Raw genomic sequence first — 13,109 nt, forward strand, 5'->3', positions numbered from 1 at the left:
CGCCGCGTCCCGCGCGGCCAGCGAGACGCTGCTCGCCGCCCTGCCGCGCGGCACCCACCCGCAGCAGGCGATGCACGACGCGATCGTCGCCGCCGCGCACGCGGTCGACTCCCTGGCCGGCGACCCCGCCGTCGCCCGGGAGCACTCCCCGCACCAGAACGCCCCGGCCTGCACCCTGGTCGGCACCGTCGTCACCGCCGGACTGCTGGTCGTCGGCTGGGTCGGCGACAGCCGCGTCTACTGGGTGCCGTCCGACCGTTCCGCGCCGGCCGCCCGGCTGACCGAGGACGACTCCTGGGCCGCCCAGATGGTCGCCGCGGGCCTGATGAGCGAGGCCGAGGCGTACGCCGACGAACGCGCCCACGCGATCACCGGCTGGCTCGGCGCGGACGCCTACGAACTGGAGCCGCACACCGCCTCGTTCAAGCCGGACCGCCCCGGCGTGGTCGTGGTCTGCACGGACGGCCTGTGGAACTACGCGGAGTCGGCCCAGGAGATGGCCGAGGTCGTCCCGCCGGACGCCGCCGCGCGCCCCCTGCACAGCGCCCGGGTTCTGGTCGGCCACGCCCTGGACGGCGGGGGCCACGACAACGTAACAGTGGCAGTGGTGCCGTTCCCCGCCCCGCCGCAGGGGGCAGGATCGGCCTGAGGCCGGACAAAGTACGCGCACGGGGGCCTCGCGGACCGCAGGGGGCGGTCCGCTCACCGTCACGTCCCCGCCCTCGGCGGGGGCGCTGTCGAGGGGGATGCGAACCGGCATGGCCAATTTCTCGAAGTCGAACGCACCGCGTTTCTCGGTGGACGTGTACCAGAACGAGTACCTGCCCGAGGGCGGACGCGAGGTCGACGCGATCGTCACGGTGACCGCGACCGGCGGCGGCACCGTCGGCGGCGCGGTCGCGGCGCCCCACCTGTACGCGCCCGGCCAGGGCCCGTCCGCGGCCGTGGCGGTCATGGTGGACTGCTCGGGTTCGATGGACTACCCGCCCACCAAGATGCGCAACGCCCGGGACGCCACGTCCGCCGCGATCGACACCCTGCGCGACGGCGTGCACTTCTGCGTGATCGGCGGCACGCACGTGGCCAAGGAGGTCTACCCGGGCGGCGGGCGCCTCGCGGTCGCCGACGCCACCACCCGGGAGCAGGCGAAGCTCGCCCTGCGCAAGCTCAGCGCGGGCGGCGGCACCGCCATCGGCACCTGGCTGCGACTGGCCGACCGGCTGCTGTCCTCGGCGGACGTCGCCATCCGGCACGGCATCCTGCTCACCGACGGACGCAACGAGCACGAGTCGCCCGAGGACCTGAAGGCGACGCTGGACGCCTGCGCCGGGCGGTTCACCTGCGACGCCCGGGGCGTGGGCACCGACTGGGAAGTGAAAGAACTCACAGCGGTCTCCTCCGCGCTGCTCGGCACCGCCGACATCGTCGCCGACCCGGCCGGTCTCGCCGCCGACTTCACGCGCATGATGGAGACGGCCATGGGCAAGGAGGTCGCGGACGTCGCCCTGCGGCTGTGGACCCCGGCCGGTTCCACGGTGAAGTTCGTCAAGCAGGTCGCCCCGGCCGTCGAGGACCTGACCGGCCGGCGCACCGAGGCGACCGCGCGGGCGGGCGACTATCCCACGGGTTCCTGGGGCGACGAGTCCCGCGACTACCACGTCTGCGTGGAGGTCTCCCCCGCCGGCCTGGGCCAGGAGATGCTGGCCGCCCGGGTGTCCCTGGTCGTCCCCCGGCCCGACGGCGGCGTCCGCGACCTGGGCGCCCAGGGTCTCGTACGGGCCGTGTGGACGGACGACCTGACCGCCTCCACCTCGATCAACCCCCAGGTCGCCCACTACACCGGGCAGGCGGAACTGGCCCAGGCCATCCAACAGGGGTTGGAACTGCGCAAAGCGGGAGATGTAGACGGAGCGACGGCCAAACTGGGCCGCGCGGTTCAGCTCGCGGGCTCCTCCGGGAACGCGGATACTGCGAAACTGCTTGCGAAGGTGGTGGACGTGGTCGACGCCGCGGCAGGTACTGTGCGACTGAAGGCGAAGGTCGAGGAGGCCGACGAGATGACTCTCGAGACCCGGTCCACAAAGACTGTTCGTGTAAAGAAGTGAAGAAGTAAGAAGTACCGAAGAAGTACCGAAGAAGCACTGAAGAAGTGCCGAAGAAGCACAGACACAGTGCCGTACGTACCGCTGTAGCGGGACCTGCGAGGAGAGGGGGACGCGCCGACATGCCGACCTGCCCGAACGGACACCAGTCGGGTTCCGACGACTGGTGCGAGGTCTGCGGTCACCGCATGGCCGGTGCCGTGCCGCCGCCTCCCCCGCCGCCGCCGGCGGGCGGCTACGGATTCCCGCCGGCGGCGCCCGGCGGCCCCGGAGCCGGCCCCGATTTGTGCCCGCAGTGCCGTACGCCCCGGGAGGGCGGCGCTCCGTTCTGCGAGGAGTGCCGGTGGAACTTCCTCACCAACACGGCCACCTCGTACACCCCGGCCGCCCCGCGCCCCTCCTCCGGCCCGCCGCCCCACTTCCAGCAGCAGCCGGGCCCGCCCCCTCCGCCCCCGTCCTACGGTGGCGGAGGCGACTCCTATCCGGGTGCGCGTCCGCCGGAGTACCACGGCTCCCGCCCGTCGCAGATCAACCGCCCCGCCGAGCCGATCCCGCAGAGCCCGCCCGGCTCCGACCCGTCCCGCCCGGTCCCGCCCCCACCGGGCCCGCCGCCCGGCGCGCCTGGAGGGCCGGGCGGCCCCGGCGGTGCGAGCGGGTCCGGCGGACCTGACGCTTCCGGCGGCCCTCGCGGCACGAACGACTTCGGCGGACCGGGCGGTACGAACAACGGCCCAGGCGGACCGAACGGCCCCGGCGGCCCCGGCCCCCAGGGCCCTGGCTCGCAGGGCCGGCCCGGCGCGGGCCCGCACGGCACCGGCCCCGGCGCCACGACCCCGGGCGGCCCCCCGGCCCCGTGGCAGCAGCAGGCCGGGCCGTCCGCCCCGCCCCCTCCCCCGCCGCCTGCTCCCGCGTTCCCGCAGGAGAGCAACCGGCAGCAGCCGAGCGGCCCGCCCCAGCAGGGCGGCCCGTCCTTCGGCGGCGGTGACGACGACTGGCGCATCGCCCCACCCGGCGGCGGCCAGAACGGCCCGGGCACCCAGGCAGGCCCTGGTGGCCCCGGCGGCCAGAACGGCTACGGCTACCCGCAGCCCGGCGGCCACCAGGCCCCGCCCCCACCGCCGCCCGGCTACGGCTACCCGCAGCAGCCGCAACAGGCTCAACAACCGCAGCAGACCCAACAGCCGCAACCGCCCCAGGCACCCCAGCCGCCCCAGTCACAGGGCCCCTGGACGGCGACCATCGGCCCGGACCGCGACTACTTCATGGCGATGATGCAGCGCTCCGGCCCCGAGGCCGCCGGCCTGAACCTGCCCGCGTACTCGCCCGAGCAGCAGCGCCCGCTGACCGGCAACCAGCTGACGATCGGCCGCCGCCGGCACTCCACCGGCGACACCCCCGACATCGACCTGTCGGTGCCGCCGGAGGACCCGGGCGTCTCGCACCAGCACGCGATCCTGGTGCAGCAGCCGGACGGCGGCTGGGCGGTGGTCGACCAGAACTCGACCAACGGCACGACGGTCAACGGCGGCGAGGAGCCCATCCAGCCGTACGTGCCGGTGCCGCTCCAGGACGGCGACCGGGTGCACGTGGGCGCCTGGACGACGATCACCATCCGCCGGGGCTGACGGGGGCCCGGATCAGGCCGGGAGGGGCCAGACGTACGGCCCCTCCGGATCGTCCAGCCACGCCCAGGAGTTGTCGCTGCCCACGGTGACGCCGTAGCGCTCCCGGGGCGGTGCGTCCTCCCGCTCCCACAGCGCGTACGCCTCCTGCGGGTCGAGGCCGCCCCGGGTCAGCGCCAGCAGGAAGCGGAACCGGTCGTCGTCCCGGGCCCGGCGCGGTATGCCGCTCAGGCCCGGCGCCGGCAGCTCCGCGGCCCGCTCGCCGCCGCGCAGCGGCACGAAGTAGGCGGGCGTGCTCAGGAACCGCCCCTCGGCGTGCCCGGCGTCCCGCACGGTGAGCGCCACCAGCCCGGTGGCCAGCGGCGTCAGGATGCGCCCCCCGGGCCGGCACTGCGCGACCCAGGCCCGCGGTACGGCGGGCAGCGCGCAGGTCGCGATGATCCGGTCGTAGGGAGCGCGCTCGGGCACGCCGCGCGCCCCGTCGCCGGTGACGACGGCCGGGTGGTACCCGGCGGTGTCCAGGTGCCGGCGGGCGGACTCGGTGATCTCCGGGTCCAGGTCGACGGTGGTGACCAGACTGTCGTCGCCGAGCCGGTGGCAGAGCAGGGCGGCGTTGTAACCGGTCCCGGCGCCGATCTCCAGCACCCGGTCGCCGTCCGCCACCCGCAGCTCGGCCAGCATCAGCGCCATCAGCGACGGCTGGCTGCTGGAGGACAGCAGCTCGCCGTCGCGCAGCCGGGTGGCCAGCGGGGTGTCGACGTAGGCACCGCGCAGCCAGCGCTCGCGCGCCGCCGGGTCGGGGTGCCCGTCCCAGCGGCGCTCGTAGCCGCCGACGGCGCCGACGTAGTAGTACGGCACGAAGAGATGGCGCGGTACCGCCTCGAAGGCCGCCCGCCACACCGGGTCGCCGGCCCAGGCGCCGCTCAGCTCGATCTCCCGCACCAGCGCGGCCCGCGCCGAGGCGGCGAGCTCGTCCATGCCGCCGCTGCCCATGTCTCCACAGTAGGTCTCTTCCCAGCAGGTCTCTCCACAGCAGGTCTCTCCACAGCAGGTCGTAGGACCCGAGTCCTGGTTCCGGCCGTCTGAGACCATGGGGGACGTGAATGAGATTCGGCGCGGCACGCTTCAGGAGCAGACCTTCTACGAGCAGGTCGGCGGGGAGGAGACCTTCCGCCGGCTGGTCCACCGCTTCTACGAGGGGGTGGCCGGCGACCCGCTGCTGCGGCCGATGTACCCCGAGGAGGACCTCGGCCCGGCCGAGGAGCGGCTGGCGCTGTTCCTGATGCAGTACTGGGGCGGCCCGACGACGTACAGCGACAACCGGGGCCACCCCCGGCTGCGGATGCGCCACGCCCCCTTCACCGTGGACCGCGCGGCGCACGACGCCTGGCTGAAGCACATGCGGGACGCCGTGGACGAGCTGGGCCTGTCGGAGGAGCACGAGCAGACCCTGTGGAAGTACCTGACGTACGCGGCGGCGTCGATGGTCAACGCGCCGGGCTGATCCCCAGGGTGCCGCTGCCCGCCCGCCGGACGGCGACGGATCCGTAGGGCGTGCGCAGCCGCAGCCACGCCCCCGAGGAGACCAGCGCGAGGCCGCCCTCGCCCCGCAGGAAGCCCAGCGACTGGGCGGCGTGCACGGCCCGGACCGGCAGCCGGGTGCCCGCGACCGTGCGGGACCAGATGTCCCCGCCGATCCGGTCGAACTCGGCCCGGGTACGCCGCTCCGCGCCGAGTTCGCCGGTCCGCGCCCGGAACTCCGCGATCCCGGCGGCGACGAGGGCCCGCAGGGCGTCCAGGGCCGGCAGCCCCGGCTCGGCCCGCCAGCCCCCGCGCGGCGGCAGCACCCCGGCCCACGGCGGCCCGGTCACCGCACGCGGCACGGCGGCCGTGGCGGCCTTGTCCTCCACCGCCTCCAGCAGCTCACCGGCCGAGACGGTCACGTCCAGCGCGTCGTCGAGCCCGTCCTCGTACGGCTTGGCCAGCCGCACCGCGCGGATCGCGAGCACCTCGAAGGACGGCGGCCGGCCGAAGACGGCGAGCGCGGTGCCGGACGCCTGGAGGCGCACGGCGGCACCGCGGTCGTAGTGGAGCAGCCGGGAGAGGAAGGCGGCGAGGTCCGCCGCCTCCCCCTCGTCGGCCAGATGGAGCACCGTCATGCGGCGACGGCCTCCTCCTTCTCGTCGTCCCGGTACTCCTCCAGGAACTCGCGTTCCTCGGCGGTGATCCGGCGGGGCCGCTGCGCCTCGAAGTCGAACGGCACTATGACCGTGGAAGCGCGGACGTAGACCTGGTCCCCGTCCTTCACCTCGTAGGCGATGGTGAAGGACGCGGCCCGGATCTGTGTGACCCACAGCTCGATGTCCACGGGGGCGTGCCGGTGGACGAGCTGGCGCTTGTAGTCGATCTCGTGGCGGGCCACCACCGACCCCTGCTTGAACTCCTTGTCCGGGCGGAACAGGAAGTCGATCCGGGCTTCCTCCAGGTAGCGCAGGAAGACCACGTTGTTGACGTGACCGTACGCGTCCATGTCCGCCCAGCGCAGCGGGCAGCGGTAGATGTGCCGCAAGATCGATCAGCCCCGGGTCAGCTTCTTGTAGGTGGCGCGGTGCGGACGCGCGGCGTCGGCACCCAGCCGCTCGATCTTGTTCTTCTCGTAGGACTCGAAGTTGCCCTCGAACCAGAACCACTTGGACTCGCCCTCGTAGGCGAGGATGTGCGTGGCGACCCGGTCCAGGAACCACCGGTCGTGGGAGACGACCACGGCGCACCCGGGGAACTCCAGCAGCGCGTTCTCCAGGCTGCTGAGCGTCTCGACGTCCAGGTCGTTGGTGGGCTCGTCGAGGAGCAGCAGGTTGCCGCCCTGCTTGAGGGTGAGCGCGAGGTTCAGCCGGTTGCGCTCACCACCGGAGAGCACGCCGGCCGGCTTCTGCTGGTCAGGGCCCTTGAAGCCGAAGGCGGACACATACGCCCGGCTCGGCATCTCGACCTGCCCGACGTTGATGTAGTCCAGCTCGTCGCTGACGACGGCCCACAGCGTCTTCTTCGGATCGATGTTCTCGCGGCTCTGGTCGACGTAGGAGATCTTGACGGTCTCGCCGACCTTGATGGAGCCGGAGTCCGGCTCCTCGAACCCCTGGATCATCTTGAACAGCGTCGTCTTACCGGCACCGTTGGGCCCGATGACCCCGACGATCCCGTTACGCGGCAGAGTGAAGGAGAGGTCGTCGATAAGAACCTTCTCCCCGAACGCCTTGCTGAGGTTGTTCACCTCGACGACGACGTTGCCGAGCCGCGGGCCCGGCGGGATCTGGATCTCCTCGAAGTCCAGCTTCCGCATCTTGTCGGCCTCGGCGGCCATCTCCTCGTACCGCGCCAGACGCGCCTTGGACTTGGCCTGCCGCCCCTTGGCGTTGGAGCGCACCCACTCCAGCTCGTCCTTGAGGCGCTTCTGCCGCTTGGCGTCCTTCTGGCCCTCGACCTTGAGGCGGGTGGCCTTGGTCTCCAGGTACTTGGAGTAGTTGCCCTCGTAGCCGTGCAGCCGGCCGCGGTCGACCTCGCAGATCCAGCCGGCCACGTTGTCCAGGAAGTACCGGTCGTGGGTCACGGCCACGACGGTGCCCTCGTACTTGGCGAGGTGCTGCTCCAGCCAGTTGACCGACTCGGCGTCGAGGTGGTTGGTGGGCTCGTCGAGCAGCAGCAGGTCGGGCGCCTCCAGCAGCAGCTTGCACAGCGCCACGCGTCGCTTCTCACCACCGGAGAGGTTGCTCACGGGCCAGTCCCCGGGCGGGCACCCGAGCGCGTCCATGGCCTGCTCCAGCTGGGCGTCGAGGTCCCACGCGTTGGCGTGGTCCAGCTCCTCCTGGAGCTTGCCCATCTCCTCGAGCAGCGCGTCCGAGTAGTCGGTCGCCATCTGCTCGGCGATCTCGTTGAACCGGTCCAGCTTGCCCTTGACCTCGGCGACACCCTCCTGGACGTTCTCCAGGACGGTCTTCTCCTCGTTGAGCGGCGGCTCCTGCAGCAGGATGCCGACCGTGTACCCCGGCGACAGGAACGCGTCCCCGTTCGACGGCTGCTCCAACCCCGCCATGATCTTCAGCACGGTCGACTTACCGGCCCCGTTCGGGCCGACGACACCGATCTTCGCCCCCGGCAGGAAGCTGAGGGTGACATCGTCGAGGATCACCTTGTCGCCGTGCGCTTTGCGCGCCTTGCGCATGGTGTAAATGTACTCAGCCAAGAGAAACCGTCCGGCAGCTTAATCAGGCAGTGGGCAGATACACCCCATCTTGCCGCACGGCTAGCCCTGGGCGGAAACGTGTATCGGGCGGGGGCTGTGACCTGGCCTTTCGCGAGCGACGCCGGAGGCCCTACTGCCGCTGTGGGTCGCCGTGGGCGCCGCCGGGCATGCGGGGGTCCTCGTCCTGGACGGCTTCACCAGCCGTCTCATCTCATCCGGCGCCAGGCTGATCCGCGGCCAGGTACTCGTCGAGGAAGGTGAAGAACAGGCCCATCGCGGGCACCCCGGTCGCCTCCGCCTCTCGTTCGATCTCCGTCGCCCAGGTGAGGGAGCTGTTCCGGTCGAGGCGGGTGTGCAGCCAGGTGGTGAACGGGGCTTCGGTGCCGGTGGAGGGCCAGAAGGGGCTGGGTTCCGTGATGTCGTGGGTCTCCAGTGCTGTCCGGTAGCCGGTCAGCATGGAGTGCAGGTGCTGGAGGGAACCGCCGGGCACCCACATGGCCGGGCGGCGCCGCACCTCGTGGAGGAAGTCGTGGACGTTGGTGAAGTCCGCGGGCCGTGCCGGGCGGTCCGGCGCTGTCATGCGTCCGTGTTCTTCCGGCGGATGACGAAGAGGGTCACGCCGCCGATCGCCACCAGGGCGAGGGCCATGCCGCCGATCAGGGGGGTGACCTCGGAGCCGCCGGTGTCGGCGAGGTTGACGTCGGGGGTGGCGACGTCCGTCGTGGCGGGGCTGGGCTCGGTCAGGGTCTGGGTGGAGTCGCCGGCCGTGGTGGTCTGGTTCTGGCAGTCCAGGACGCCGGTGAAGCGGTGTTCCAGGCCGCCGGGCACGGTGATGGTGAAGTCGTAGGGCTGGTCCTCCCGGAGCGGGACGGTGACCGTGCGGGTCTCGCCGGGGGCGATGGTGTACTCGCTGTCCAGCAGCTCGAAGGTGAACGCCCCGTCGCCCTCGTTGACCGTCGTGACGTCCAGGCCGTCCACCGTGCAGTTCTCCACCGCGGACAGTGCGGGTACGGCGCCTTGCTCCGCCCAGTTCGCCGTCGCCGTCGCCGTGACCGTCGACTCGCTGGAGCCCGCCAGGATCTGGGTCTGGCTGCGGCTCTCGGAGGCGAAGGCGCGGCCCACCGGCACGGTGGTCGAGGCGTGCACGGTCAACTCGGCCGTACCGGCCGCCGCGTCGTCGGGCACGTCGAAGTAGACCTCGGCGCCGTCGGTGACGGTGGTGACCGGTGCGCCGTCACCGTCCACGATCCGTACGCCGGTGGTGGCGGCGTCGGCGGGCGGTGTCACCGTCGCGCCGCCCGCGTCGGTGTGCACCGTGACCGGGCCGAGCAGCTCGCCGGGCCGGCCCGAGACGGCGGGCGGGTCGACCGTGAGGGACGCCGTGGGTTCGGCCACGTCGCGGGCGTTCTTCTCCAGGTAGTCCGCGAGCCGCTCGGCCTCGGGGTCGACGGCCTCCACGTCCGCCTGGTCCGAGTACCGCCAGATGGCCACCTGGGTCCCGGCCGCCGCGTCCTCCTCGGTGAGACCGCTCCGGACGCCCGCCTTCTTCGCGAGCGCCGTCAGGTCGTTGACCTGCGGATAGGAGTTCTGCAGGATCCAGCGGACGCGGCCCGCGTCCTTGTTGGTGCCCAGCGAGGTACCGCTCCAGGGCGTCTCCTGGTACTTGGCGTCCTTCTGCGTCGGGTTGAGGAGGTCGACGCAGTAGGTCTGCAGCATGCCGCCGCCCTCGACGGACATCTCGAACAGGCCGGCCGAGACCTCCTGGTCTCCCGCCTCGTCGTGGATCACGGCGCTGCCGTACGTCTTCAGGCCGTCCATGGTCGCCGTCGCGCCGCCCTGTCCCCGTGCCGTCTCCTGAGCGGCGGCTTGGCCGGAGCCCGTCACCACGGTGGTGGCGGCGGCGAGCGCGGACATCAGCGCCGAGGCGGCCAGGCGTACCGCACCTCGCCGGTGCGCGGACAGGTCAGTGAGCGAAGCAAGCACCAAATTCCCCTTCGAGCGGGACCGGTTGGCGTGGGGGCACGGTCCCACCAGCAGAATCAGCGGCCCCACAGGGCCCGTTCGGCATCCTAAAGATCTGGCGCACCGCGCCTCCCGGTGAGGCCGTCCGATCACCGATCCGACTCGGAATCGTTATCGCCACACCACCGGTGAGCAGGGCTTATCGACAAATCCACCCCGGTTCGACCGGCATGCATCCGCCGATAAGCCGCCAACCGCCCCCATGCCCGTCATGTCACCGCCGCGGGTTCCGGGCGCCGTGCGCTGTCCTGGTCCTCGGACGCGCCCGCCGGTGTCTCCCAGTCGGGCTCGGGACGCGTCGCGGAGGCCGCCGTCTCCGGCCTGGTCACCCGCCGGAAGGCCGATGTCCCGCGTGCCATGTCGTGGCCGATGGCCACCGCGTCGATGTCCGCCGAGGTCCAGCTCTGTCCCTCGCGCACGTCGGTCCGTACCTTCAGCCTGCCGTGCACGATGACCGGTTCCCCCACCTCCAGCGAGCCCGACACGTTGGTGGCGAGCTGGCGGTTGGCCCACACCGTGAAGAAGTTGGTGTGGCCGTCCGTCCACGTGTTCTTCTCGCGGTCCCAGTAGCGGGAGGTGACCGCCAGCCGGAACCGTGCCGACGGGCCGTTCGCCAGCTCCCGGAAGACCGGCCGGGTCGCCACGTTGCCCACCACGCAGACCATCGTCTCGTTCATCTTGCCAACCCCTCCCTGCCGACGGGGCTGTCCCGTACGGCCGGGGCGATCGCGTCCGTCGCGATCGCCGCACGGCCAGACTGCCCGGGCCGGGCCGGGTCCGCCGGGCCCTGTGGACCACCCCTCGGCTGTGGAAAACTCCGCCACCCGCACGGGTGAACCCACCGGCCCGCCGAGACCCCCGCCCCCGCTACCGGCCCACCGAGACCCCCGCCCCCGTCACCCGCCCGTACTGCTCCCGTACCTCCCGGTACCGCAGCAGCTCCGCCGCCACCGGATCCAGTACCCGTGCCCGGCCGCACCCGGCGGCCGTCTCCCGCAGCCGCCGTTCCGCCTCCTGGCCGTACCGTCTGGCCGGGCCGCGGGCCGCCATGCGGCAGCTCCACTCGATGAGGGGGCCGCCGATGACCCCGGACAGCATCAGCAGCACCGGCACTCCCAGGTTGGGGGACATGACGCCGGCGATCTGTCCCAGCAGCCACAGGCCGCCCACCACTTGCAGCAGCGTCATGGCGGCCTGGGACAGGACGGCCATCGGCCACCAGCCCGGCCGGGGCGGCCGTCCCGGCGGCAGTCCCGAACGGGCGGCCAACTCGTCGAGCGCCTCCGGCAGCCCCTGCGCACCGCGCACCGCCGCCTCGCGCACCGCCTGCGCCCAGGGCGCGGGCAGCCCGGTGGACGCCCGGTCGGCCACCGTACGCACCGCCTGTTCGACACGCTGGCGGGCCGTGGCCTCCTCGTCGGCCTGGGCGCGCAGCGGGAGCCGGCCGGTGGGAGGTTCGCGCCGGTCGTGGTACCAGCGCCACAGCCGCAGCCAGGGCGTGCCGCACGCGCGGTTGGCGTTGCGCAGCCAGGCCCGTTCGGCCGCCTCCCCCGCCGCCGTGGCGCCCACCGCGTCGGCGAGCCGGTCGGCGAACTCCTCCCGCGCCTCCTCGCTCAGCCCCGTGCGCCGCCCGGTGACGTAGACGGACCGCAACCGGCGCGCGGCGGCGTCCACGTCGGCGGAGATACGGCGGGCCGGCGCCTCCCGCCCCGCGACGAACTGGCCGAGCAGTTCGCGCAGTTCTCCGACGCCGTCCCCGGTGAGCGCGGACAGGGCCAGCACGGTCGCGCCCGGCTCGCCGTACTCCCCCAGCGCGATGCCGTCCTCGTCGAGCAGCCGCCGCAGATCGTCGAGGACCTGCTCGGCGGCCTCGCCGGGCAGCCGGTCGATCTGGTTGAGGACGACGAAGGTGACCTCCGCGTGGCCCGCCAGCGGGCGCAGATAGCGCTCGTGGAGGACCGCGTCGGCGTACTTCTCCGGGTCGACGACCCAGATGACGGCGTCGACCAGCGCCAGGACGCGGTCGACCTGTTCGCGGTGCTGTACGGCGGCGGAGTCGTGGTCGGGCAGGTCCACCAGGACGAGACCGCGCAGCTGCTCGTCGACGCCCGGCTGCTGCACGGGCCGCCTGCGCAGCCGGCCCGGGATGCCGAGCCGGTCCAGGAGGGTGGCCGCGCCGTCGCTCCAGCTGCACGCGATGGGCGCGGAGGTGGTCGGGCGGCGCACCCCCGTCTCCGAGATGTTCACCCCGGCGAGCGTGTTGAACAGCTGTGACTTGCCGCTTCCGGTCGCGCCCGCGAGGGCGACGACGGTGTGCTGTCCGGAGAGCCGGCGCCGCGCGGCGGCCTCGTCGAGGACCCGGCCGGCCTCGGCGAGGGTTCTGCTGTCCAGGCGGGCGCGCGACAGCCCGACCAGCTCGCGCAGCGCGTCGAGCCGCGAGCGGAGCGGACCGTCGTAGGCGAGCGGGGTCACGGCGGGGGCGCCGCCGGAGGCCCGGCTCTCGGTGACAGAGCCGGCGGAGGTGACGGAACCGACGGCGAAGGGGTCGGCGGAGAAGAGGTCGACGGCGCCGGTGGACTCGTTCACCCGCCGCGCGATCAGTCCGTCGTCCCAGGCGCCCTCGCCGTCCTCCGCGCCACCCGCGCGCGCGGGGCCGTCCCGGCGGGCCTTGCCGGGGGCCCCGGACGCCGGGCGGCCGCCATCGGCGCGGCGTCGCGCCCGTTCGGCACCCGGCCCGTCCCGTCCGTCCCGGCTCTCCTCCTCCCTCCGCTGCTGTCGCTGATCCCGCTGCTCCCGTTCCCCCCGCTCCTCCGTACGCCGTGCGGTGGCGGCCCGGCTCCTGGTGCCGCCACCACCGGAGCCCTCCCTGCGCAGCAGGCCCCGCAGCCCCCTCCGGTCCTCGCGGCCCTCGCGGGCGCCGTCGTCGCCGTCGTGGGTGTCTGGGGAGCCGTCCGGCTCCCCGGGGGTCCCGGACGGCTCCCCGGCGGACGCGGTCTCCCCCGTCCGCCCGGCTGCCCCCGCGCGTCCGGCGCCCTTCCCTCTCGGGCCGGCCTCTGCCCGGGGGTGCGCGCCCCCCGTGTGGTCGGTGTGCTCGGTGGGGTCCTGGTCAGTGACGGCGGTCAC

12 protein-coding genes are annotated in these 13,109 nt (G+C 73.2%); 4 read left to right on the top strand and 8 right to left on the bottom strand.

Annotated features, from left to right (window positions below; genetic code table 11):
• The 3 genes from J7I94_RS06665 to J7I94_RS06675 all read left to right on the top strand — a co-directional run.
• Positions 1 to 649 (top strand): PP2C family serine/threonine-protein phosphatase (locus tag J7I94_RS06665; RefSeq protein WP_215165872.1); only part of this gene is annotated, 649 nt, incomplete at its 5' end.
• Positions 650 to 758: 109 nt separating this feature from the next.
• Positions 759 to 2,105, top strand: coding sequence for a VWA domain-containing protein (locus J7I94_RS06670; protein ID WP_215165874.1), 1,347 nt, complete (start codon positions 759 to 761; stop codon positions 2,103 to 2,105).
• Between the two features lie 119 nt (positions 2,106 to 2,224).
• Positions 2,225 to 3,727, top strand: a complete 1,503-nt coding sequence (locus tag J7I94_RS06675) for an FHA domain-containing protein (RefSeq protein ID WP_215165876.1) — start codon at positions 2,225 to 2,227, stop codon at positions 3,725 to 3,727.
• Between the two features lie 12 nt (positions 3,728 to 3,739).
• Here the strand turns inward: J7I94_RS06675 and J7I94_RS06680 are convergent, their stop codons facing one another.
• Positions 3,740 to 4,717, bottom strand: coding sequence for a methyltransferase domain-containing protein (locus J7I94_RS06680; protein ID WP_215165878.1), 978 nt, complete (start codon positions 4,715 to 4,717; stop codon positions 3,740 to 3,742).
• 97 nt (positions 4,718 to 4,814) lie between these two features.
• On the opposite strand from J7I94_RS06680, the gene J7I94_RS06685 reads away from it, so the two are divergent.
• Positions 4,815 to 5,228, top strand: a complete 414-nt coding sequence (locus J7I94_RS06685; RefSeq protein ID WP_215165880.1) for a globin — start codon at positions 4,815 to 4,817, stop codon at positions 5,226 to 5,228.
• Here J7I94_RS06685 and J7I94_RS06690 read toward each other — a convergent pair.
• The 7 genes from J7I94_RS06690 to J7I94_RS06720 all read right to left on the bottom strand — a co-directional run bounded on the left by J7I94_RS06690 (position 5,212) and on the right by J7I94_RS06720 (position 13,109).
• Positions 5,212 to 5,883 (bottom strand): hypothetical protein, encoded by a 672-nt coding sequence (locus J7I94_RS06690; RefSeq protein ID WP_215165882.1) that lies wholly within the window; start codon positions 5,881 to 5,883, stop codon positions 5,212 to 5,214. The genes J7I94_RS06685 and J7I94_RS06690 overlap by 17 nt on opposite strands.
• On the bottom strand, positions 5,880 to 6,293 hold the full coding sequence (locus J7I94_RS06695) for a thioesterase family protein (protein WP_215165883.1): 414 nt from the start codon (positions 6,291 to 6,293) through the stop codon (positions 5,880 to 5,882). Before J7I94_RS06695 ends, J7I94_RS06690 begins: the two co-directional genes overlap by 4 nt.
• A 6-nt stretch (positions 6,294 to 6,299) precedes the next feature.
• Positions 6,300 to 7,964: an energy-dependent translational throttle protein EttA gene (gene ettA / locus J7I94_RS06700; protein ID WP_215165884.1), complete on the bottom strand. Its 1,665-nt coding sequence runs from the start codon at positions 7,962 to 7,964 to the stop codon at positions 6,300 to 6,302.
• Between the two features lie 211 nt (positions 7,965 to 8,175).
• Positions 8,176 to 8,544 carry a hypothetical protein gene (locus tag J7I94_RS06705; RefSeq protein ID WP_215165885.1) on the bottom strand — a complete coding sequence of 123 codons (369 nt, stop codon included), beginning with the start codon at positions 8,542 to 8,544 and terminating at the stop codon, positions 8,176 to 8,178.
• Positions 8,541 to 9,947, bottom strand: a complete 1,407-nt coding sequence (locus J7I94_RS06710) for a TQXA domain-containing protein (protein ID WP_308114506.1) — start codon at positions 9,945 to 9,947, stop codon at positions 8,541 to 8,543. The genes J7I94_RS06705 and J7I94_RS06710 overlap by 4 nt, the downstream gene beginning before the upstream one ends.
• A gap of 248 nt (positions 9,948 to 10,195) precedes the next feature.
• Positions 10,196 to 10,663, bottom strand: a complete 468-nt coding sequence (locus J7I94_RS06715) for a single-stranded DNA-binding protein (protein ID WP_215165886.1) — start codon at positions 10,661 to 10,663, stop codon at positions 10,196 to 10,198.
• Positions 10,664 to 10,853: 190 nt separating this feature from the next.
• Positions 10,854 to 13,109: a YfjP family GTPase gene (locus tag J7I94_RS06720; RefSeq protein WP_215165887.1), complete on the bottom strand. Its 2,256-nt coding sequence runs from the start codon at positions 13,107 to 13,109 to the stop codon at positions 10,854 to 10,856.

The sequence above is a fragment of the Streptomyces sp. ISL-12 genome (genome assembly GCF_018614415.1).
Classification (GTDB): Bacteria; Actinomycetota; Actinomycetes; order Streptomycetales; family Streptomycetaceae; genus Streptomyces.